Genomic DNA, 22,918 nt, shown 5'->3' on the forward strand with positions numbered 1-22,918 from the left:
GCCGCTTACACTTTCGGCGCGGCCAACAGCGCCTTCATGCGCGCCAGCCGTTCTTTCGGCGAAATCACTTCCGCCTCCGTCGGCACGGCGTCGCCCACGTCGAGCTGCATTTCCTTGATGAAACGCGACGGGTCGCAATGGACTTGCTCGCCAGCCCGCTTGCGCTTCTTGCACCAGGTGACGTGCAAGGTGCGCTGCGCGCGCGTGATGCCCACGTACATCAGCCTCCGCTCTTCCTGGATGCGCGCGGCGATGGTTTCGGCCGGCGCATCCGCGTCGCCCTTGTGCGGCAAAATTCCCTCTTCCACGCCGACCAGGAATACGTGCGGAAATTCCAGCCCCTTGGACGCGTGCAGGGTGGACATGCGCACGGCGTCCTGCTCCTCGTCCTTGCCTTCCAGCATGGTCATCAGGGCCACCATCTGCGTCAATTCCAGCACGTTCTTTTCTTCGCCGTCGCGGTCCTTGCCGCCCCGGCCCCGTTCCTTCAGCCAGTTGACGAATTCCAGCACGTTCTGCCACTTGCTTTGCGCTTGGCGTTCCTCGAAGGCATCGTACAGATACGATTCGTAGTGGATTTCCTTCATCATGTCGTCCAGCACTTCGGCCGCGTTGTCGCCGCTGCCGGCCGCGCCCGGACGGCTGGCGCGCGATTCCAGGTCGTTGATGAAGTTGCAGAAGTCGCGCAGCGGCCCCAGCTGGCGGTCCGTCAGCTTGGCCTCGATGCCGCCTTTAAAAACGGCCTGGAACAGCGAGCACTGCCACTGGCCCGAAAACGCCCCCAGCACCTCCAGCGTCGACTGGCCCACGCCCCGGCGCGGCGTCGTCACGGCGCGAATAAACGCCGGATCGTCGTCTTCGTTGGCCAGCAGGCGCAGGTAGCTGATGATGTCCTTGATCTCGGCCTTGTCGAAGAAACTCTGGCCGCCCGAGATCGTGTACGGAATGCGTTCCTTGCGCAGGCACTGCTCGATGATGCGCGCCTGGTGGTTGCCCCGGTACAAAATCGCGTAATCGGAAAATTTGTTTTTCCGCTCGAAATGGTCGGCCGAGATCATGATGGCGACCTGCTCCGCCTCCTGCTCGTCCGTCTGCATGCCCAGCACCTTGATCGGCTCGCCCAGGCCGTGTTCCGACCACAGCGACTTTTCAAACAGTTTGGGATTGTTGCCGATGACGGCATTGGCCGCATTGAGCACGCGCATGGTGGAGCGATAATTTTGCTCCAGCTTGATCACGCGCAAATCGGGGAAATCCGTCTCCAGGGTCTTCAGGTTTTCCACGGTGGCGCCGCGCCACGCATAGATCGCCTGGTCATCGTCGCCCACGGCCGTAAACATCGGCTTCTTGCCGATGCCCGTCACCATCAGTTTCACCAGTTCGTACTGGCAAGTGTTCGTATCCTGGTATTCGTCGACGAGCAGGTAGCGCAAACGGCGCTGCCACTTGTCGCGCACGGGGCCGTTGTTGCGGAACAGCTCCACCGGCAAGCGGATCAGATCGTCGAAATCGACGGCCTGGTAGGCGGACAGCGTTGCCACGTAGCTGCGGTAGATGCGCGCCGCATTCGCCTCGTCCTCATCCTTGGCTTGCGCCAGCGCCATATCCGGATCGATCAGGCCATTTTTCCACAAGGACATGGCGTTCTGGATGCCACGGATCACCTGTTTATCGGTGGTAATGGCGAGATCTTGCACGAGGGAAAAACAGTCGTCGCTGTCCATGATGGAAAAGCGGTCCTTCAGCCCCACGCCATTGGCTTCCTGGCGCAGGATTTTCACGCCCAGCGAGTGGAAAGTCGACACCGTCAACTGCTTGGCCTGGCGCGGCTGTTTCAACAGTTTGGCGATGCGTTCCTGCATCTCCAGCGCCGCCTTGTTGGTGAAGGTCAGGGCAGCGATGGTGCGCGGGTCGTAGCCCCGGTCTTCGATCAGGTGGGCGATCTTTTGCGTGATCACGCGCGTCTTGCCCGAGCCGGCGCCCGCCAGCACCAGGCAGGGGCCGTCGAGGTAGGTTACCGCTTCGCTTTGGGGCGCATTCAGACCGAACTGTGGTGCTTTGGACATCAGGGTATTTCCGCAGGGAACAGCAGCCCATTGTAACAGTGTCGCGCCCGCCTTTTGCACGCTGGCGCATGCCCGAAAAACAGGCAACGGCATTGATATATCGCCATATGCCGCCATCTGAGCCGCTGCAATGCGTGCGGCGATGCCACGCCTGGAGTACCATTCCGCCTATATCGCCCCTGTGCGCCCACTTACCGAATGGCAGTCCCATGAAATTTGAACACCTGATTGAAATCAACGATCCCTTGAATCCGCTGATCGACACCTTGACCCTGGAGCAAGTCTGGCGCGGCCTCGTCTTGCGCGCCGAATCGCCGAAGCTGTTCGTGCCCCACCTGGACGAATGCCAGATCAGCGAGCGCAGCGACGCCGGTTTCGCGCGCAGCCTGCGCTATGGCGAACTGGTCATCAACGACAAGGTGGTGCTGGTGCCGCAACTGCAGGTGCGCTACGAAGTGCCGGCGCAAAAGGATATCAGCGCCTCCTCGCTGGTGATGACCATCGAGATGCCCGACGAAGCGAGCCTGTGGGTGCGCTTCCAGTACGACGACGGCCACGACGCGGCCACCGATGCGGCCAACGCCCTGTACGACGACTTCCGCCGCTCCGCCTACAAGGAGTCCGACATCGACACCGTGCGCATCATGCGCGAACTGGCGCTCGAAGGGCGGCTCGATGCGGGTTTGCTGAATTAAACGCCTGCGCTAAATTCTTGCGCTGCGGCCCCATAGCTGGTCGGGCCGGAACTGCAAGCCCGCCTGCTCCGCGCTGAGCACTTCGCGGATGGCATGCAAGTCCACGCGCGTATCGCGCCGCAGCGGCACGTCCAGGCGCGCGCCGCGGGGGCCGATCAGCGATTGCACGTGGGGCGTGCTGGCATTCAAGCCCTTGCGCGTGACGACGCCGATTTCTCCATTCAGCAGTTTCACGAAGGTGCCGATGGGGTAGATACCCAGCTCGCGCACCAGCAAGGACGCCAGCGGCGCATCCAGGGTGGCCTTGTCGGCCATCAACATTTCGCGCAGGGCCACGTTCGGCAGCAAAGGCTGGCGGTAGCTGCGCTTCGAGACGCGCGCGCAATAGCGGTCGGCCAGCATGATCAGGCGGGCGCCGATGCCGATCGCCTCGCCTTGCGTGCCCAGCGGATAGCCGCTGCCATCGATATTTTCATGGTGCTGCAACACGGCTTGCAGCCAGACGGCGTCCGTCACGCCCGTCGCGCGCAGCAAGTCGACACCGGCTTGCGGATGGGCGCGCAAATAGGCGCGTTCCTGCGCATCCAGCGGCCCCGCCTTGTGCTGAAAATCCGCATGGCGTTCCAGCATGCCCACATTCATGCTCAGCGCGGCCAGCACCAGGCTGCGGATCACGCCCTCATCGAGTTTCAGGGCGCGCGCCAGCAAGGCCGTGATGACGGCCGTGTCGACGCTGTGGCGCACGGCAAAGTCGCCCGCGCCCTGGTTGTGCAAGATGCAGGCCAGCGCCACGTCGGCGTCCAGCACGACCGCCTCTTCCACCAGCTGCGCCAGCGCGGCCAGCGGCAGGTGGCTGCCCGCTTGCCCGGCGGCAATGGACGGCAAGACGAGGGCCAGGCCCGCCGTGACGAGGTTCAGCATGCGCAAGGCTGACGGCGCTTCCGTAGCCGTGCGCGGCACGTCGGCACTGGCATCGGCGATGACGCCGCGCGCCAGCAGCAATTCGATCTGGTTTTCGCTGCTGATGACATGGCCCAGCCTGGCCAGCAAGCCGCCCGTTTCGCCGTGCACGTCCCAGGGCAAGGCCACGCCCAGTGCGAGTTCTCCTGCGTAAATGCGCCGAATTTTCACATCGTCTCCATCATCGCCTGCACCCGCCTGTTTTTACCATCCTGGCATCAGCGGTATGTACCGATTGAAATGTTTTTTGCTTTTAATCAATATTTCAATGTGGCAGCGATGATCGCGCAATCATGTGAGCTTGTCTACAAAATTATGTAAATCGCAAAGTTGCCTTCAAGGGCCGGGGGTACAGTCGGCGCAGCCGGGCGCGTGTTCCGGGTCTTTTTCCAGGTGCAGCGCCAGTTCGCGCAAGGCCGTGCGCACGCCTTCCTCGATGACGGGGTGGTAAAACGGCATGTCGAGCATGGCCGGCACCGTCAGCTGCGCCTGGCACGCCCAGGCCAGCAAATGGCCCAGGTGTTCCGCCCGTGGGCCGATCAGCTCGGCGCCGAGAAAGCGCTTGCTGCCGAATTCCGCATACACGCGCAGCAAGCCCTGGTTTTGCAGCATCACGCGGCTGCGGCCCTGGTTGCCGAACGACACGGCGCCGACGGCGAAACGGCCCGCGTGGCTCACGCACAATTGCTGGTATGTCGCGCCCAGGGTGGCGATCTGCGGCTCCGTGAAGGCGATGGTCAAGGGCGTGCGGCGCAAGCCCGGTTTGACGTCCGGAAAGCGCGCCGCGTTGTCGCCCGCGATGCGGCCCTCGTCGGCCGCTTCGGGCAGCAGCGGCAGCGCATTGTCGGCATCGCCGGCGATGAAGATGGCGCTCTTGCCGCACTGCATGGTGTGCGCATCATGCAGGGGGACACCGTGACGGTCGAGCTCGATTTGCGCCGTTTCCAGGCCGATCTTGTCCACGTTCGGGCGGCGGCCGACGGCGGCCAGCAGATACTCGAACTGCTCGGTTTTTTCCACGCCGGCGGCATCGCGGCTGGTCAGCAGGATACCGCTGCCATCGGGCGTTTTTGCCACGTGCGCGACGCCGGTCATGAAGCGGATATCGAGTTCGCGCGCCAGCACGGCGTCCGCCTCGCGCAGCACCAGCGGGTCCGTCAGTTGCGCGACTTTATTGCCACGCGCAAACAGGGTCACGCGCACGCCGAGACGCGCCAGCGCCTGGCCCAGTTCCAGGCCGATCACGCCGCTGCCGACCACGGCCACGGAAGCGGGCAAGTCCGTCCACTCGAACACGGCGTCGCTGGTGATGACTCGGTCTCCCGCCGCCTGCCACTCGGACGGCACGATGGCCGTGGAACCGGTGGCGATCACCACGCTGGCCGCTTCCACCAAGGTATGTTCATCCACCTGCAATGTGCCGGGGGAAATAAAACGCGCGTGGCCGCGCAGTTTTTCTTCGTCAGGGATGGCGTTGACGCCGTCGAGCACGAAGCCGACAAAACGGTCGCGCTCGCTGCGCACCCTGGCCATCACTTGCCGGCCATCGATGCGCACGGGGCCCGGGTGCACGCCAAAAGCCGGCGCGGCAGCCACGGCATGGGCCGCCTCGGCCGCCGCGATCAGGAGTTTGCTGGGCATGCAGCCCACCCTGGCGCACGTCGTGCCGTACGGCCCGCTTTCTATCATCAGCACGCGCTTGCCCTGCATGCGCGCCGCCCTGTGCGCCGTCATGCCGGCCGTGCCGCTGCCGATCACGGCCACATCCACTCGTATCGTCTTCATGCCGCTGCCCATCCGTTTGAGGTTGCTCACAGCGTTCGATACTACCCGTTTGCTGAAAATAAGGTTTTACTTTGCAGCAATATATGCATTAGTATAACTAATCATTTTCAAAATTTATAAGCTGAGCTAATGGGATCACTCGATTATCGCGCGCTCGCCGTGCTGGACGCCGTCGCCAGCCATGGCAGTTTCGACAAGGCCGCCCTGGCGCTGGGCATCACCCAGTCGGCCGTCTCGCAGCGCATCAAGGCGCTGGAAGACGCCAGCGGGCGCCTCTTGATCATCCGTGGCCAGCCAGCCGTGCCGACGGGCCTGGGCCAGCGCCTGATCGTGCATCACCGCAACGTCAAGCTGATGGAAGCCTCGCTCGACATCGACCTGGGCAACAGCGTCAGCATGCCGGAAATCGCCATCGCCATCGATGCCGACAGCCTGGCCACGTGGTTCCCCGACACCTTGTCCGCCCTGCTGGCGCCGCCGCGCTGCCAGCTCGACGTGCGCCTGGCCGACAGCGACAGCGCCTTGCAGATGGTGCGCGACGGCTCCGTGTTCGGCTGCGTGGCGGCCGAGTCGGGCACAGCGATCGATGCGGCGGCCGCCACCAGCGTCACGCCGCTGGGCACCTTGCGCTATGTCTGCGTAGCCACGCCCGTGTTTGCGGGCCACTGGTTCGGTGACGGATTTATTGCCGAAGCGGTGCAACTGGCGCCGGCCGTCGTGGGCCAGCACGGCTTGCTGGCGCGTTTCCTCGCGGAACAATTGAACATGCGTGAACCGTTTCCGCACCACACCTTGCCGGTGGAAGCGGCGCGCCGCGGCTGCGTCCAGGATGGCCTGGCCTACGGCTTGATGCCGCAGCGCCTGGCCGCGCAGGCGCTGGCGACGGATCGTCTCGTGGATCTGATGCCGGGCAGCACCCTCGACGTACCGCTGAGCTGGCATGCCTGGACCCTGGACACGCCGTTTACCAAGCTGCTGTCCGAGCAGATCGTCAAGTCCGCGCGCGACTACCTGAACTAATTCAGTGACTTGATTTAAATATCCAGCGGGTCCACTTCCAGCGACCATTTCACGCGCGTCTTCATGGCGCGCAACTCCATCAGCCATTCTTTCAGGAACGCTTGCAGGGCGGGCCGCGAGGCGGACTCGAGCAGCAGTTGGGCGCGGTCCACGTTGTAGACGCGTGTCATGCTCATGGGAATCGGGTCGTTGATGGTCACCTGCGGGTGTTCCATGCATTCCTTGGCCGCCTGCAGGAACTCGATGGCCGTGGCCAGCTCGGGCGCTTCCGCGCGCAGCAGGGCCTGGAACAGGTACGGCGGCAGCGCCGCCTGCGCCCGCTCTTCCAGCAAGGTGGTGGCGAAGTGGTCGTAATCGTGGTTGACGACGGCGTCGTACAGCGGATGGCGCGCATAGCGCGTCTGGATCAGCACTTCGGACACGCTGCCCCCTTCCGTCTGCGCAGCCCGCCCTGCCCTGCCCGCCACCTGCATCAGCTGGGCGAACAGGCGCTCGCTGGCCCGGTAATCCTGGGAAAACAGGGCCGTGTCCGGATTCAGAATACCGACCAGGGTCAGCTTTTTGAAATCGTGACCCTTGGCCACCATCTGCGTGCCGATCAGGATATCCACTTCGCCCCGGTGCACGGTGTCGAACGCTTCCTGCGCGCTGCCCTTCTTGCGCGTGGAATCGGCATCGATGCGCAAGATCCGCGCCTCTGGAAACAATTGCTGCAAGCCCTCTTCCACCCGCTGCGTGCCCCGTCCCAGCGGCTGCAGGTCGACGTTGCCGCACGTGGGGCAATGGCGGGGAATGCGCAGTTCCAGGCTGCAATGGTGGCAGCGCAGCCGGTGTTCGGGCTTGTGCAGCACCATGAACGAGGTGCAGCGCGTGCAATTGCTGATCCAGCCGCACGATTCGCAGCAGATCACGGGCGAATAGCCGCGCCGGTTCAAGAACAGCAGCGACTGTTCACCGCGCTCCATGCGCAGTTTCAAGGCGGCTACCAAATGCGAAGTCAGGCCATCTTTCGGCCGGTCGCGCTCCATGTCGAGAATCTTGACGCGCGGCAACACTGCATTCTTGACGGCCCGTTCGCGCAACTCCAGCTTGCGGTAGCGCCCCGTCTGTGCATGGTGCCAGCTTTCCAGCGACGGCGTGGCCGAACCGAGCACGATGGGAATCTGCAATTGCCAGGCGCGCCACACGGCCAGGTCGCGCGCGGAATAGCGCAAGCCTTCCTGCTGCTTGTAGGAAGGATCGTGCTCCTCGTCGATGACGATCAATTTGAGTTTCGGCAAGGACGCCAGGATGGCCAATCGCGTGCCGAGCACGATGCGCGCCTGGCCCTGGTGGGCAGCCAGCCAGTGCAGCATGCGCTCGCCTTCGGACAGGCTGCTGTGCAGGGTCGCCAGCATGACGCCGGGAAAGCGCGCGCGGATGTTGCCTTCCAGCTGGGGCGTCAGGTTGATTTCCGGCACCAGGATCAGGATTTGCGCATCGTCCTCGCGCGCCAGCACCTGGGCGCAGGCTTGCAGATACACTTCCGTCTTGCCGCTGCCCGTCACGCCGTACAGCAGGGTCGGTTTAAAGCCTTGCGCGCCGCCGATGGCGTCGGCCGCTTCTTGCTGGGCAGGATTCAGGGCCGGCATGTTCAGGGGCGTGCCGTCGTGCGCGTCGGCCAGCTTGCCCAGCTTCTTGATGGCGCGGTCGAGCGCCACGGTGGTGAGCACGCGCAAATTCTTCGGTAAACCCGGCAGCGCCACTTCACCGAGCGGACGCTGGTAGTAATCGGCCGCAAAGGCGGCGAGCGCCAGCCATTGCTCCGACAGGGGCGCCAGCTGGCTGCGCACGGCCAGCACATCCTTCAGTTTCGCGGCGGGCACGTCGGTGCTGTCGGACACGCCGACGATCAGCCCCATCACTTCGCGCCGGCCGAACGGCACCAGCGCCAGCTGCCCCACTTGCGGCAGAGGCACGGCAGCATCCGGCGCCGCGTTCCAGCGGTAGTCGAACAGGGCGTTCAAGGGTGTGTCGAGCGCGATGTTCAGGATGCACGACGTCAAAATGCACTGCGACATGGGGGTAGGGCCTATCTCAATAAAAAAGCGCGCCGCAGAATCGATGGCGCGCGGGATGTCCGGCATCAAGCCAGCGGGCCATGATACTTGTTTCGCCCCTCAAACGCCTAACGGCAGGCAGGATGGTGTGGCATCGTGCCTGAAGAAAATTCTGTGGATAACTTTGTGGACAAAGCAAAATTAACTTTCAGAAAAATGTGGACAGAAAATTTCGATCGCCGTCAAGAGCGGCACGCAAGAAAAATTAAGTATTTAAAATCAACGACTTAAAAATTGACACCCGGGAGGCTGGAAAACCGCGGGGCATTTCCGCCGCTGTGCATAACTGAACCATTTGTAATTTATTTATACAGAAATCAGCCCGCTTTTGCGGCGGCCGATCCGGAAAAACGGCGGCCCCATGCTGCAAAGTTGACAATTGCCGGGCAAGAGTTCGTTTTTCCCTGCCGGGCGGCGAAACATTGTTCAATTATCATGCAGTGCAACATGCACTTCAGGTGAAACCTGAACATCGGCGCTAAGTATCGGTTAACAAAATACTTTTCAATTTTATCCACAGAATCTGTTGATAACTTTGTGGACAATGAAGGAATAAGGCAGGCGAACGAAAGAATAACCTTATCAATAGCAACAAAGTCCGCCGAACAAGGCTTTTTTTATGTCTTAATAATCAATCACTTGCAGAGCATCCCCGGGCATGGCTTTTCGACTGCCTCTTATTTCCGCAGCAAAAAAAATTGTGCATAAGTCGGTATTTCTTGCGAAGGCGCAGCAAAGAAAAAGGCAGGCTTCCGCTGGAAAGCCTGCCTTTCTGCCCCTGCGCCAGGGGAAAACGGCTACTTACTGGCCGCTGCGCATGGCGCGGCTCATGCTGTGCACGGCTTCCACCATCGCTGCCACCGATTCCGGCGGCGTGAACTGGGAAATGCCGTGGCCCAGGTTGAACACGTGGCCCGTGCCTTCCGACGGCGCGCCGAAGGCGTTGAGCACTTTCGCCACTTCGGCGCGGATCTGCTCGGGGCTGGCGAACAGGATGGCCGGGTCCAGATTGCCTTGCAAGCCCACTTTATGGCCCACCAGCTGGCGCGCGCGCGTCAGGTTGACGGTCCAGTCCAGGCCCACGGCATCGGCGCCGATGTCGGCGATCTGCTCGATCCACTGGCCGCCGCCCTTGGTAAACACGATGGCAGGGATTTTCACGCCATCCTTGTCGCGTTTCAATTGCGCCACCACTCGCTGCATGTAGGCCAGCGAGAATTCCTGGTAGGCGCCATCGGCCAGCGCACCGCCCCAGGAATCGAAAATCATCACGGCTTGCGCGCCGGCATCAATTTGCGCATTCAGGTACTGCGCCACGGAAGTGGCGTTGATGGCCAGGATGTGGTGCATCAGGTCCGGGCGGTTGTACAGCATCTTCTTGATGGTGTGGAACTCTTTCGAGCCGCCGCCTTCCACCATGTAGCACGCCAGGGTCCACGGGCTGCCGGAAAAACCGATCAGCGGCACGCGGCCGTTGAGTTCCGTGCGGATCTGCGTGACGGCCTTGAAGACGTAGTCGAGCGATTCCAGGTCCGGCACTTGCAATGCCTTCACATCCTGTTCCGTGCGCAGCGGGCGCTCGAACTTCGGGCCTTCGCCATCGGCGAAATACAGGCCCAGGCCCATGGCGTCAGGCACCGTCAGGATGTCGGAAAACAGGATGGCCGCGTCGAGCGGGAAACGCTCCAGGGGCTGCAAGGTCACTTCCGTGGCGTAATCGGGATTCTTTGCCAGGCCCAGGAAGGAACCGGCCCGCTCGCGCGTGGCGCGGTATTCGGGCAAATAGCGGCCCGCCTGGCGCATCAGCCAGACTGGGGTGTGCTCGGTCGGCTGGCGCAGCAGGGCGCGCAGGAAAGTATCGTTCTGGAGCGGAGCAAATTGTGGCATGGAAGGCAATCAATAGCTTGGAGAAGCGGTATTATCGCATCCAATCGCCGCCATTTCATTGATTCCGGTGCCGCTTTGCAGCATTTGCCACGCACAGCGATGACTTTCGTTGTGCCAGCCCTTCCATTATGATGATGCACGCCGCCGCGCGCCTTGACCCTGCCTGGCGGCCCTTGATCCCCTCACTATACGGAGCCCGCATGACCTCGACCGCATCCAGCACCCCTTATGGCATCTGGCCATCGCCGATCAGCGCGGCCATCGTCGCCGCCGGCGCCTCGCCGCTGACGCAGCTGGCCCTGGGCGGTGCGGATGGCGGCGACGTGTTCTGGCTGGCCGGGCGCGCCAGCGAGGCGGGCCGCAACACCCTGCTGCGCCAGCGCGGCGCGCGCGTCGATGAATTGACGCCGGCGCCCTTCAATGTGCGCACCCGCGTGCATGAATATGGCGGCGGCGCGTATGCCGTGGCCGGCGATACCGTCTACTTTTCGCATTTCGCCGACAATTGCCTGTACCGCGTGAGCGGCGACGCCGCGCCCGCAGCGTTCACCACGGGCGGCAACACGCGCCATGCGGATTTCGTCGTCGATGCGGCCCGTTCCCGCCTGATCGCCGTGCGCGAGCAGCATCCGCAGGAAGGCCATGCCCTGCCGGAAAACTGCCTGGCCGCCGTCGGCTTCGACGGGCGCGAAACGGTGCTGGCGCGCGGCCACGATTTCTATGCGGCGCCGCGTTTGTCGCCGGACGGCAGCCAGCTGGCCTGGATCAGCTGGGACCACCCGCGCCTGCCGTGGCAAGGCACGGAACTGTGGCTGGCCGACGTGCAGGCAGATGGCAGCCTGGGCTCGCCGCGCCTGATCGCCGGCGGCGCGCGCGAGTCGATTTGCCAGCCGGAATGGTCGCCGAACGGCTTGCTGCACTTCGTGTCCGACAGCAGCGGCTGGTGGAACCTGTACCGCCTGCACGGCGCCGACATCGAGGCGCTGTGCCCGATGGAAGCGGAATTTGCCACGCCGCACTGGACCTTCGGCGGCAGCATGTATGGTTTCCTGTCCGACGACGAGATCGTTTGCACGTATATCCAGGCTGGCATCAGCTACCTGGCGCAATTGAACGTGGCGGCGGCCAAGCTGGAACCGATACCGCACCCGTACCAGGAAATCCGCGAACTGCGCGTGGGCCCCGGCTTCGTCGCGCTGCTGGGCGGCAGCCCCACCATTGCGCTGGAACTGGCGCGCATCGATTTGGCCAACCATGAACTGGAAGTGCTGGCACAGTCGATCACGGCCCTGCCTGCGCTCGGTTACCTGTCCGTGCCGCGCAGCTTGAGCTATCCGAGCAACAATGGCCGCACGGCGCACGCCTTCTTTTATGCGCCCACGAATGGCGACGTGCAGGCGCCGGCAGGAACGTTGCCACCCGTCATCGTCATCAGCCACGGCGGCCCCACCAGCATGGCCAGCAATACCTTGAAACTGGCGACGCAGTACTGGACCAGCCGCGGCATCGGCGTGCTCGACGTCAACTATGGCGGCAGCAGCGGCTTCGGCCGCGAATACCGCGACGCGCTGCGCGGGCAGTGGGGCATCGTCGACGTGGAAGACTGCATCGCCGGCGCGCGCTACCTGGCCGCCAACGGCCTGGCCGACCCGGAACGCCTGATCATCCGCGGCGGCAGCGCGGGCGGCCTGACGACCCTGTGCGCCCTGACCTTCCACGACGTCTTCAAGGCGGGCGCCAGTTACTACGGCGTATCCGACCTGAAGGGCCTGGACAACGATTCGCACAAATTCGAATCGCGCTACACCGACTACCTGATCGCTTCGCAGCCGCAAGCCGAGGCGCTGTACCGCGAGCGCTCGCCCATCCACCACACGGATAAACTGTCGCGCCCGATGATCTTCTTCCAGGGCCTCGATGACAAGGTGGTGCCGCCGCAGCAGTCGCAGCTGATGGTCGACGCCCTGCAGGCGCGCGGCGTGCCCGTCGCGTATGTCCCGCTCGAAGGCGAGGGCCACGGCTTCCGCAAGGCGGAAAACATCGTGCGCACCCTGGACGCGGAACTGTATTTCTACCAGCGCGTGTTCGGCCTGCCCGTGGCGGCCGGCGAGCCTCCCGTGCATATCGCCAATTTGCCCGCATGACCGAGCAAAATGTCGACCAGCATCTGTTGGACGAGTTCGCCGCACTGGAGCAGCATGAGCAGATGATCCTGGCCCTGCTGGCGATCACGGGCGAACCGGTGGGCAAGCATGCCGTGTATGAACACTTGCAGCGCGCCAATGTCGTCGAACCGGACGGCACGCCGTTTTCCCTGCTGGTAGTGACGAACATGCTGCTGCGGCTGACACGCCTGGCGCTGGCGTCGGAAATCGTGGGACGGGGCTTCGCCTGCGAAGCGAGGCTGCGCTGGCCCGCCATGCGCGCGGCCATCGAACACCTGGTGTTTCGCGACCTGTGCCAGGCCATCGAGCTGATCAATCCCGTGCGCCGCAACTGGGATGGCTATGTGGAGCTGCGCAGCTACCGCCAGGGCGTGGCGCGCCTGCGCATCGCCCTGCTGCGCAATGACGAGGTGCGTCACGTGGCCGCCATCCTGGCCGCCTGCATGGCGTGCTATGAAGCGCAGCAGCTGCATCCGCTGATCGAAATCTTCGGCCGGCCGTTCGAGCCGGAGATGTTGTCTTTCGTCATGCCGCAACTGCAGGATGACATCCTCGCCGTGCTGCTGGGCAATGCGCCGCGCGAGCCGGGCACGGCGCACGCCATCCGCGCGTACGCGCGCGCCCACCACGCGCGCCAGGCGGCGGCTGACGACCATATCGGCGCCGCCCTGCCGCTGGCCCTGGCCGAAGACGCCCTGCTGTGCGGCGAACTCGACGCGGCTGCGCGCTACCTGGCAGGCCAGCAGGGTCCGCAGGTGTTGTTTCTCGACAGCAGCATCGCCCTGTTGCGCGGCGAACATACGCACGCCGTGGCGGGCTTCGAGACGGCCTTGAAAGGACTGCGCAAGGAAACAGGCAAGCGCAAGCTGTGCTTCACGGGCATCGGCGGCCACTTGTACGTGCTGGCCTTGCTGCGCAGCAACGACGCCAAGCTGCTGAAAAGCGCGGAAACTTACCTCGATATCGCCCTGCACGCGCAGCCGAACCACGACAGCATCGTCTACCAGCAACTCAATACCCTGCGCCTGGTGCGCGCCGGCGTGCAGCTGGCGGAAAGCATCCCCACGCGCAGCTGGGAAACGGCACTGCAGGCGCAACTGTTCCAAGCCTTGTTGTACTACTGGCTGGCGCTGCCGCAGTTGAGCGAACGCAAGGATCAGCTGCGATCGCTGGTGCAGCAAGCCGACGCGGCCGGCTACGATTTGATCGCCGCGCAGGCGGCCGGCTTGCTGGGCTTGATGGGCGAGCCGCAGCAGGAGCGCTATGCAACGGCCAAGCGGGCGCAACACGGCTTGACGGACATGGCGCCGTGGTTCGAGCGCCAGGAAGCGTGGCAGCGCCAGCTGAGCGCGCTGATCAACCTGCAGCAGAACGCACCCGCCGAGGCGCTGGGCGGCGTCTCGCGCCTCGTGTGGCTGGTGGCGTTCGACCCGCGCTTTGGCCTGACGGCCGTGGAAGTGCGCGAGCAGAAGCGCGATGCGCGGGGCGGCTGGAGCAAGGGCCGCGCCATGGGCCTCAAACGCCTGGCCGAGGAGGCGGGCGACATCGATTTCCTCACGCCGCAGGATGCGCGCGCGGCGGGCAGCATCGCGCCGTTCAAGCAATACTATTCGTCGGCGCCCCGCTATGAAGTCGAACTGGACAAAGCCGCCGTCTTGCTGGTGGGCCACCCGCTCGTCTTCTGGCTCGACCACCCCGACACGCGCGTGGAGCTGATCGCCGGCGCGCCCGAGCTCCTCATCAAGTCGCACGAGGGGCAACTGTGGCTGGGCATGCAGCCGCCGCTGCCCGACAACGGCAGCAATGTGGTGGTGCAGCGCGAGACGCCGACGCGTTTGCGCGTGGTGCACATCCTCGACGAGCACCGGCGCATCGGCGCCATCGTGGGCCTGGGCCTGTCCGTGCCCCTGCATGCGGAAAAACAGGTGATGCAGGCGATCGGCGCCATCTCGTCCATGGTCACCGTGCAATCGGACATCGGCGGCGGCGCGGGCGACGCGGAAGCGATCACGGCCGACCATCGCCTGCACGTGCACCTGCTGCCCTACCAGCAGGGCCTCAAGATGCAGATCTTGGTCCGCCCCCTGCTCGATAACGGCGCCTATTACGCGCCGGGCAGCGGCGCCGAAAGCGTGTTTGCCGATGTGGCGGGCCGGGCCGTGCAAGCGCGGCGCGACTTGAACGGGGAACGCGAAGCGCAGCGCCAGCTCATCGGTCGCTGCCTGGTGCTGGAAGAGGCGGAAGAAGAGCATGGCGAGTGGCTGCTGGGCCAGCCTGCCCTGGGCTTGCAATTGCTGGTGGAATTGCAGGCGCTGGACCCGGACGGCATGGTACTGGCCTGGCCGGAAGGCGAAACCATGCGCGTGTCGAAACGCATCGACAGCGGCCAGATGCGCCTGAACATCAAGAGCGAAAAAGACTGGTTTGCCGCCAGCGGCGAAGTGCAGATCGATGAAGACAAGGTGATGGATTTGCGCGCCCTGCTCGATTTGATGCAGAACAATAAAAGCCGCTTCGTGGCCCTGGGCGACAACCAGTTCCTCGCCCTCAGCGACGAATTGCACCGCCGCCTGTCCGAGCTGGCCGCGTATGGCGAGGCGCATGCCGATGGCGTGCACATCCACCCGCTGGCCGCCTTCGCGCTGGAAGAGCTGGCCAACGATGCGGGCGGCGTCAAGGCCGACAAACTGTGGCGCGAACACTTGCTGCGCCTGCGCGCGCTCGACGACTATCAGCCGCAACTGCCCAGCACCTTGCAGGCGGACTTGCGCGACTACCAGCTGGCCGGTTTTAACTGGCTGGCGCGCTTGGCGCACTGGGGCGTGGGCGCCTGCCTGGCCGACGACATGGGACTCGGCAAGACCTTGCAGGCGCTGGCGCTGATCCTGGCGCGCGCGCCGCACGGCCCCACTCTCGTCGTCGCCCCCACATCCGTATGCATGAACTGGATCAGCGAAGCGCAGCGCTTCGCGCCCACCTTGAACATCAAATTGTTCGGCAGCGGCGACCGCGCCGACATGCTCGATACCTTGCAGCCGTTCGACGTGGTGGTGGCCAGCTATGGCTTGCTGCAACAGGAAGCCACTATGTTTGCCGGCGTGCGCTGGCATACGATCGTGCTCGACGAAGCGCAAGCCATCAAGAATGGCGCCACCAAGCGCTCGCGAGCCGTGATGGCCCTGCAGGGGGACTTCCGCATGGTGGCCAGCGGCACGCCGCTGGAAAACCACCTGGGTGAATTGTGGAACCTGTTCCGCTTCATCAACCCCGGTTTGTTGGGTACCCTCGACCAGTTTAATTTGCGCTTTGCCGGGCCTATTGAGAAAGATCAAGACAAGCGGGCGGCGGCCGGCGCGCGGCTGCGGCTGCGCCGCCTGATCGCGCCATTCATCCTGCGCCGCACGAAGACGCAAGTGCTGTCGGAATTGCCGTCGCGCACGGAAATCGTGCTGGAAGTGGAATTGTCGCCGCAGGAAACGGCGCTGTACGAATCCTTGCGCCGCGAAGCGCTGGAAAAGCTGGCCATGGTGGAAGGACCGGCATCGAAAAAGGCCATCCAGATCCTGGCCGAGATCATGAAGCTGCGCCGCGCCTGCTGCAATCCGCAACTGGTGGCGCCCGAGCTGGGCCTGGCCAGCAGCAAGCTGGCGGCGTTCGCCCAGTTGTTGTCGGGCTTGCTGGAAAACCGCCACAAGGTGCTCGTCTTCAGCCAGTTCGTCGACCATTTGACCCTGATCCGCCAACACCTGGAGCAGCATGGCGTCAGTTACCAGTATCTCGATGGCAGCACGCCCATGCAGGAGCGCAAGCGCCGCGTCGACGCCTTCCAGGCGGGCGAGGGCGACGTTTTCCTCATCAGCCTGAAGGCGGGCGGCATGGGCATCAATTTGACGGCGGCCGATTACGTGATCCACATGGACCCGTGGTGGAACCCGGCCGTGGAAGACCAGGCGTCCGACCGCGCCCACCGCATGGGGCAATTGCGCCCAGTCACCATTTACCGGCTGGTGGCGAAGCACACGATCGAGGAAGGCATCGTCGAATTGCATCAGCACAAGCGCGACCTGGCCGACAGCCTGCTGGAAGGCAGCGACGCGGCCGCGCGCATGTCGGCCAATGACATGCTGGGCATGCTGCAGGAAGGGTTGAAGCAATGAGATTGAAAAAATGAGCGGCGCCACCGCGTTCCATGCGATGATCGTTTTTCCCTGTTTTAATGCCACGCCATGACCGACTATATCGCCACCAGCGCCGGCCAGCGCGCCACCTTTTTATGCGGCAAATCCTGGACCGCCTACGTCAGCACCTTCCTCATCGCCGTGCTGCTGTTCTTTGCCGCCCTGCCGCTGGCCTTCAAGTACAACGCGCGCGCCGCCTTCGTCGTGCTGATCGGCTCGGCCCTGATCGTCGGCTACCGCCTGCTGACCATCCGCAGCTATCAGCTGTACTACGACGAGGCAGGCGTCTGGCTGGCGTCCGGTATCTTGCCGTGGAAAAAGAAACTGACGGGCGTCAAATGGCGCGACATGGATGAAGCCGTCTATGAAACGAACTTCTGGAGCTGGCTGTTCCAGTCCTATACGGTAAGAGTCAGCCAGCGCTACACGCAGGAAACGGAAATCCACGCCACCGGCATGGCGCGCGGCAAGGATGCCGTGGCGGCCATCAATGCGCGCCACCAAGAATTGCTGCACGGCAGCGCCATCGTGGTCTAGCGCGGCGCGCTCCCGGCGCAAAAAACTGCGCAGCGGCGGCAATTAATGCTAATCTTTGGGCCGCCCAGGCAAGCAAGGCCAACCTTTCAATAGTTGTTTGTTACTTATATTATCAGTTTATTATTTTCTGATCAGGACAAACAGCAAAATATTCAAGAGATAAACTATGCTGATAAAAAATAAAGTTGCGCTCGCCGCATTGATGATGGCCTTTACCCTGACTCCGGCCAGCGCCGCCAAGAAGCCGCAGAAGCAAGGCAAGGCCGGCACCAGCAGCAGCAAGAAAAAAACCGTCGGCAAGAAAGCGGCCGTCGTCAGCGCCGCCACGGCAGCCACGGTAGCGGCCGTCGCCAGCGAGAACAGCAGCGACCGTTCCATGAATAACCTCAGCGGCCAGTTCCTCACGGCCCTGTGGCGCCTGGACCCGGAAAGCGCGATTTCGGTCGGCAAATACGATGGCGCCGCCAACCTGAGCATTCCCGACGCGGCCAGCCGCCAGAAGCAACTGGCCTTCATCGAAGAATGGCTGGGTAAATTCGGCAAGCTGAATGCGAGCAAAATGTCGGACAAGCAACGTACCGACCTGGCCCTGCTGACGAATAAACTGCAATCGGACCGCTGGTATCTGACCACCTTCCGCGAATTCGAATGGAATCCCGCCCAATACAACGTGGCCGGTTCCATCGACTTCATCCTGAACACGGAATACGCGGCCCAGCCGCAGCGCCTGCGCACCTTGCTCAAGCGCATCGCCACTGTGCCGCAATACTATGCGGCCGCGCGCGCCAGTATCAATCACCCCACGCGCGAACACACGCAGCTGGCCATTGCCCAGAGCGCCGGCGTGCTCAGCGTGCTTGACGACCTGAACAAGACGGCACAGGGCTCCATCCTGACGCCGGTGGAAAAACAGCTGTACACCGTCCGCATCGCCGCGGCCCGCACGGCCGTGCAAGGCTACGCGTCATGGCTGACGGAACAGGATGCCGCGCTGGCGCAGAACGGCAACGCGCGCTCCTTCCGCATCGGCAAGGAGTTGTATGAGCAGAAATTCGCCTACGATATCCAGGCCAGCGTGAGCGCCGAGCAGATGTACCAGAAAGCCCTGGCCGCGCGCGAAAAGCTGCTCGAGCACATGGATAGCCTGTCCGACGAGCTGTGGGTGAAAACCATGGGCGCCACGGCCAAGCCGGCGGACCGCACGGCGAAGATCGGCATGGTGATCGACAAGCTGTCCAGCAACCATGTGGCGCCTGCCGATTTCGTGCCGGAAATCCGCCGCCAGATTCCCGAACTGCAGGAATGGGTGACCAGCCACAACCTGCTGACGATGGACCCGAAAAAGCCCCTGGTCGTGCGCGAAACGCCTGCCTACCAGCGCGGCGTGGCTGGCGCCAGCATCGAAGCGCCCGGCCCGTATCGCCCGCAAGACCGCACCTATTACAACGTGACGCCGCTCGACGGCGAAACGCCGGAACAGGCGGAAAGCAGCTTGCGCGAATACAACCACTGGATCTTGCAGATCCTGAATATCCACGAAGCCATCCCCGGCCACTACACGCAGCTCGTGTACGCGAACAAGTCGCCGTCGCTGGTCAAGTCCATCTTCGGCAATGGCGCCATGATCGAAGGCTGGGCCGTGTATGGCGAACGCATGATGCTCGAGTCCGGCTATGGCAATAACGCGCCGGAAATGTGGCTGATGTATTCGAAGTGGAACTTGCGCAGCGTCACCAATACCATCCTCGACTACAGCGTGCACGTGCTGGGCATGACGGAAGCGCAGGCGCTCGACCTGCTGACGCGCCAGGCCTTCCAGACCCAGCGTGAAGCGACGGAAAAATGGCGCCGCGTGCAGCTGAGCTCGGTACAACTGACCAGCTATTTCAGCGGCTACAGCGAAATCATGGACTTGCGCGAACAGCGCAAACAGGCGCTGGGCAGCAAGTTCGTGCTGAAAGATTTCCACGAGCAATTCCTCAGCTACGGCAGCGCGCCCGTGAAAGTCATCAAGGAATTGATGAATTAACTGGCGCTCGCCGTCAGCTTGCAAAGGGCGCCGCGGCGCCCTTTTTGCATGCGCTTGCGCCGCCGCAAACCACTGGAGCGCCTGTCCATTAAGCTGATGGGAAGGCAGGCGCCACCGCACTCCTCACTGGCAATTGCCGATTTTCCTGCTAGGCTGGATACAGGAGCGTCCATGCATATGCCCATCCAGTTCGACACCCTCGATTACGCCAAACGCCTCGCCTCGGCCGGCGTGCCCACCCAGCAAGCGGAAGCGCATGCGACGGCGCTGGGTGAAGTACTGGGTTCGGCCGTGGTCGTGCATGGCGAACTGGCGGCGATGGAGCGCAATCTGCTGGGGGAAATCAAGCTGGTGGCGCAAAAGGTCGATACCAGAGTGGATGCGCTGGAACTGAAATTCGATACCAGAATAGATGCACTGGAGCAAAAATTCGATGCCCGCCTGGAACGCATGGACTTGCGCCATGGCGCGGACATGAAACACGTCTACTGGATGATGAGCACCCTGATCTTGCTCAACCTGGGCATCCTCAGCAAGCTGATGCTGCAGTAAGCACCCACTAACTTTCTTGGCGATAAAAAAGCCGCGGCTCCCGAGGGAGGCCAGCGGCTCGTATCGGCACGCGTTGCGGGCCGTCTAGGACGCTTCTTCCGGCGCTTGCGTGGCCCTGACGAAGATGGGCGCCACCAGCAGGCCCAGCTCGAACAGCAGGCACATCGGGATGGCCAGCGAGAACTGGCTGACCACGTCCGGCGGCGTGACGATGGCGGCGATCACGAAGGCGCCGACGATGATATAGGGACGCACTTCCTTGAGTTTCGCGATGGAAACGAGCCCCATGCGCACGAGGATCACCACCACCACCGGTACCTCGAAGGTGGCGCCAAAGGCCAGGCACATCGACATGACGAAATCGAGGTAGTTTTCGATATCGGGCGTGACGGCGATCGACGAGGGCGAAAAATCGCTGATGAAGTGGAACACGCGGCCAAACACAAAGAAATAGCAGAAGGCCACGCCGGCCATGAACAGCAGGGACGACGAGATGACCAGCGGCGCGATCAGGCGCTTTTCATGCGTGTACAGGCCGGGGGCGATAAACGCCCACATCTGGTACAGCACCCAGGGCAAGGCGACGATGAAGGCGATCACCAGGGTCACTTTCATCGGCACCAGGAAGGGCGAAATGACGCCGGTGGCGATCATTTTCGAGCCGGCCGGCAGCGAGGCGATCATCGGCGCCGCGATAAAATCGTAGATATGCGAGGGCCCGGGCCAGTAAAACAGCACGGCGCAGACGACGGCGATACCGATCGAGGCCTTGACCAGGCGGTTGCGCAGCTCGACCAGATGCGAGATAAAGGTTTCTTCCACCGGAGATTTGCTACTCATGAGTAAAAGGAGGAGGAACTGGCGCGCGGACGAAAGCGCGCCACGCGGGCGGCCGCCGACTGCACGTGCAGCTTGCCGCCATGGCGCTGCTTGTACCAGCCGGGGATGGCGGAATTGCGCACCAGCTTCTTGCGGCGGAATTCGCGCGCCTTGCGGGCCAGGTCATCGTTGGTCGCGCGCAGCATGGCTTCATGGGCATCGTGCTGCCCCTCATACGCACTGGCATCGCCGCGCCAGGCGCTTTCCACCTCGGCCAGGTTGCCGGAGATCGAGTTTTCCACGCCATGCATGGATTTCTCCACGCTTTGCTTGACGGAATGGGCCGCATCCTGCACTTCCTTCTGCAGGTTTTTCAGCTCTTCCATTTCAATTTCGCGCGAGACTTCGGATTTCACCTGGTTCAGATAGCGTTGCGCGCGGCCATACAGGGTACCGGCCATGCGCGCCACTCTCGGCAACTTTTCAGGGCCGATGACTATCAACGCAACCACGCCGATGATGGCGATTTTAGAGAGACCGAGATCGATCATAAGCGGACAAGGGCTGTTACCGGACGAGGCAAGCGCCCCGCCACGCTATCAGAACTTGCTTTTCTCTTTCGTTTCGACGTCGATGGTGCTTTTGTCGGCCACTTGCGATGGCGCAACAGGAGGGGTGTTGGCTGCCGGGGCGTCATCTTCGCCCTTGACGCCATCCTTGAAGCCTTTGACGGCCTTGCCGATATCACCGCCGATATTGCCCAGTTTCTTGGTGCCGAAGACCAGCATCACAATGACCAGAACGATCACCCAGTGCCAAATACTCAATGAACCCATCACATTCTCCTTGCGGGACGGTGCCCGAATAGCGTCGACCAATGCCGGTAGTATACACGCGAACCCGGCGCGCAGCGAAATCAGTGTTGACCGCGCCAGGGGCGGGGACCGCCGTACACATGCATGTGCAGGTGATACACCTCTTGCCCGCCGTTCGGGCCGCTGTTGATCATGGTCTTGAAGCCCCCGGCAGGCGCGCCATCGGCGTCATACGTGACGGCGCAGCCGAACTCGGCAGCGAGCTTCGGCGCCAGGCGCAGCAGCTTGCCCAGCATCTCCGTATGGCTGTCATCGCAGTCCGACAGGCTGGCCACGTGGCGCTTCGGGATCAGCAGCAGATGCACGGGGGCGGCCGGGTTGATGTCCTTGAAGGCCAGCAAGTCCTCGTCTTCATACACGATGGTCGAGGGAATTTGTTTTGCAGCAATCTTGCAAAAAATACAGTTATCCACGCACGCTCCAGTAGGTCAGTGTTTGTCTGTTTCGCCGGCGTCGCGCAGCTCATCCTTGCGTGCCGCCTTTTCTTCCAGGCCGGACAGGCCTTCGCGGCGCGCCAGCTCGTCGAGCACCTGCTGCGGCGTCAGGTCGAACTGCGCCAGCATCACCAGACTGTGAAACCACAGGTCGGCGCATTCGTACAGGACCTTCGACGGGTCGTTGTCGCGGCGCGCATCCTTGGCGGCCATCACCGTTTCCGTCGCTTCTTCGCCGATTTTTTTCAGGATGGCGTCATCGCCCTTGGCAAACAGGCGCGCGACATAGGAGGTGGCGGGGTCGCCGCCGTTGGCCAGCTTGCGCGATTCGATCACGGCGGCCAGGCGTTTTAACGTTTCACTCATTTGCTCTTGCTTTCCGCGTAAATCGTCTCGGGGTCTTTCAGGACGGGGTCGGTGACTTGCCATTCGCCCGTTTTTTCGTCGCCTTCGAATTTCTGGAAGAAGCACGAATGGCGGCCCGTATGGCAGGCGATGCCGCCGGCTTGTTCGATTTTCAGCAAGACCACGTCTTCATCGCAATCGAGGCGGATCTCCAGCACCTTTTGCGTGTGGCCGGACTCTTCGCCCTTGTGCCACAGTTTCTTGCGCGAACGGCTCCAGTACACGGCTTCGCCCAGTTCCACCGTGCGCGCCAGCGCGTCGCGGTTCATCCAGGCGAACATCAGCACGTCATTGCTGCCCGCTTCCTGCGCGATCACGGGCACCAGGCCGTGCTCGTCCCATTTGACCTTTTTCAGCCACTTGGCATTGCTTGCTACGATGGTTCCGTTTTGCATGTTCTGTATCCTGGGTA

General features: G+C 62.9%; 18 protein-coding genes. 7 read left to right on the top strand and 11 right to left on the bottom strand.

Annotated features, from left to right (window positions below; genetic code table 11):
• Positions 1–5 precede the first annotated feature (5 nt).
• Positions 6–2,066, bottom strand: coding sequence for a UvrD-helicase domain-containing protein (locus OX460_RS27370; protein WP_077398209.1), 2,061 nt, complete (start codon positions 2,064–2,066; stop codon positions 6–8).
• A 209-nt stretch (positions 2,067–2,275) separates the two neighbouring features.
• Here OX460_RS27370 and OX460_RS27375 point away from each other — a divergent pair, with 209 nt between their 5' ends.
• Positions 2,276–2,761, top strand: a complete 486-nt coding sequence (locus tag OX460_RS27375; protein WP_099666092.1) for an SRPBCC family protein — start codon at positions 2,276–2,278, stop codon at positions 2,759–2,761.
• 9 nt (positions 2,762–2,770) lie between these two features.
• On the opposite strand, the gene OX460_RS27380 is transcribed toward OX460_RS27375, so the two are convergent.
• The gene (locus OX460_RS27380; protein ID WP_289900543.1) at positions 2,771–3,892 is read right to left on the bottom strand and encodes an HD domain-containing phosphohydrolase; all 1,122 of its coding nucleotides are present in this window, start codon (positions 3,890–3,892) and stop codon (positions 2,771–2,773) included.
• Positions 3,893–4,057: 165 nt separating this feature from the next.
• The gene (locus tag OX460_RS27385) at positions 4,058–5,506 is read right to left on the bottom strand and encodes a dihydrolipoyl dehydrogenase (protein ID WP_289900544.1); all 1,449 of its coding nucleotides are present in this window, start codon (positions 5,504–5,506) and stop codon (positions 4,058–4,060) included.
• Between the two features lie 129 nt (positions 5,507–5,635).
• On the opposite strand from OX460_RS27385, the gene OX460_RS27390 reads away from it, so the two are divergent.
• On the top strand, positions 5,636–6,526 hold the full coding sequence (locus OX460_RS27390; protein ID WP_251351549.1) for an ArgP/LysG family DNA-binding transcriptional regulator: 891 nt from the start codon (positions 5,636–5,638) through the stop codon (positions 6,524–6,526).
• A 14-nt stretch (positions 6,527–6,540) separates the two neighbouring features.
• On the opposite strand, the gene OX460_RS27395 is transcribed toward OX460_RS27390, so the two are convergent.
• Positions 6,541–8,586, bottom strand: coding sequence for a primosomal protein N' (locus tag OX460_RS27395; RefSeq protein ID WP_289900545.1), 2,046 nt, complete (start codon positions 8,584–8,586; stop codon positions 6,541–6,543).
• Positions 8,587–9,426: 840 nt separating this feature from the next.
• Positions 9,427–10,512, bottom strand: a complete 1,086-nt coding sequence (hemE, locus tag OX460_RS27400; RefSeq protein WP_289900546.1) for a uroporphyrinogen decarboxylase — start codon at positions 10,510–10,512, stop codon at positions 9,427–9,429.
• Positions 10,513–10,712: 200 nt separating this feature from the next.
• Here hemE and OX460_RS27405 point away from each other — a divergent pair, with 200 nt between their 5' ends.
• The 5 genes from OX460_RS27405 (at position 10,713) to OX460_RS27425 (ending at position 19,973) form a co-directional block, all read left to right on the top strand.
• Positions 10,713–12,656 carry a S9 family peptidase gene (locus OX460_RS27405; protein WP_251351546.1) on the top strand — a complete coding sequence of 648 codons (1,944 nt, stop codon included), beginning with the start codon at positions 10,713–10,715 and terminating at the stop codon, positions 12,654–12,656.
• Positions 12,653–16,834 carry a DEAD/DEAH box helicase gene (locus tag OX460_RS27410; RefSeq protein WP_289900547.1) on the top strand — a complete coding sequence of 1,394 codons (4,182 nt, stop codon included), beginning with the start codon at positions 12,653–12,655 and terminating at the stop codon, positions 16,832–16,834. The genes OX460_RS27405 and OX460_RS27410 overlap by 4 nt, the downstream gene beginning before the upstream one ends.
• Before the next feature lie 69 nt (positions 16,835–16,903).
• Positions 16,904–17,392 (top strand): hypothetical protein, encoded by a 489-nt coding sequence (locus OX460_RS27415; RefSeq protein ID WP_251351544.1) that lies wholly within the window; start codon positions 16,904–16,906, stop codon positions 17,390–17,392.
• A 169-nt stretch (positions 17,393–17,561) separates the two neighbouring features.
• A complete protein-coding gene (locus OX460_RS27420) occupies positions 17,562–19,421 on the top strand; it encodes a DUF885 domain-containing protein (RefSeq protein WP_289900576.1) in 1,860 nt (619 codons plus the stop codon).
• A gap of 171 nt (positions 19,422–19,592) precedes the next feature.
• Complete coding sequence (locus OX460_RS27425; protein WP_099666085.1) at positions 19,593–19,973, top strand: hypothetical protein; 381 nt, start codon at positions 19,593–19,595, stop codon at positions 19,971–19,973.
• An 84-nt stretch (positions 19,974–20,057) separates the two neighbouring features.
• On the opposite strand, the gene tatC is transcribed toward OX460_RS27425, so the two are convergent.
• The 6 genes from tatC to hisI all read right to left on the bottom strand — a co-directional run bounded on the left by tatC (position 20,058) and on the right by hisI (position 22,901).
• Positions 20,058–20,813, bottom strand: coding sequence for a twin-arginine translocase subunit TatC (gene tatC / locus OX460_RS27430; RefSeq protein WP_289900548.1), 756 nt, complete (start codon positions 20,811–20,813; stop codon positions 20,058–20,060).
• Entirely contained in the window at positions 20,810–21,343 is a 534-nt protein-coding gene (gene tatB, locus OX460_RS27435; RefSeq protein WP_099666084.1) for a Sec-independent protein translocase protein TatB, read from the bottom strand. Before tatB ends, tatC begins: the two co-directional genes overlap by 4 nt.
• A 48-nt stretch (positions 21,344–21,391) precedes the next feature.
• A complete protein-coding gene (gene tatA / locus OX460_RS27440) occupies positions 21,392–21,628 on the bottom strand; it encodes a Sec-independent protein translocase subunit TatA (RefSeq protein WP_289900549.1) in 237 nt (78 codons plus the stop codon).
• Positions 21,629–21,708: 80 nt separating this feature from the next.
• On the bottom strand, positions 21,709–22,080 hold the full coding sequence (locus tag OX460_RS27445; protein ID WP_099666083.1) for a histidine triad nucleotide-binding protein: 372 nt from the start codon (positions 22,078–22,080) through the stop codon (positions 21,709–21,711).
• Positions 22,081–22,095: 15 nt separating this feature from the next.
• Entirely contained in the window at positions 22,096–22,467 is a 372-nt protein-coding gene (locus OX460_RS27450; RefSeq protein ID WP_034753849.1) for a phosphoribosyl-ATP diphosphatase, read from the bottom strand.
• Positions 22,464–22,901: a phosphoribosyl-AMP cyclohydrolase gene (gene hisI, locus OX460_RS27455; RefSeq protein ID WP_034753847.1), complete on the bottom strand. Its 438-nt coding sequence runs from the start codon at positions 22,899–22,901 to the stop codon at positions 22,464–22,466. The genes OX460_RS27450 and hisI overlap by 4 nt, the downstream gene beginning before the upstream one ends.
• Between the last annotated feature and the right edge of the window lie 17 nt (positions 22,902–22,918).

Source organism: Janthinobacterium sp. SUN033 (genome assembly GCF_030397595.1).
Taxonomy (GTDB): Bacteria; Pseudomonadota; Gammaproteobacteria; order Burkholderiales; family Burkholderiaceae_D; genus Janthinobacterium; species Janthinobacterium kumbetense.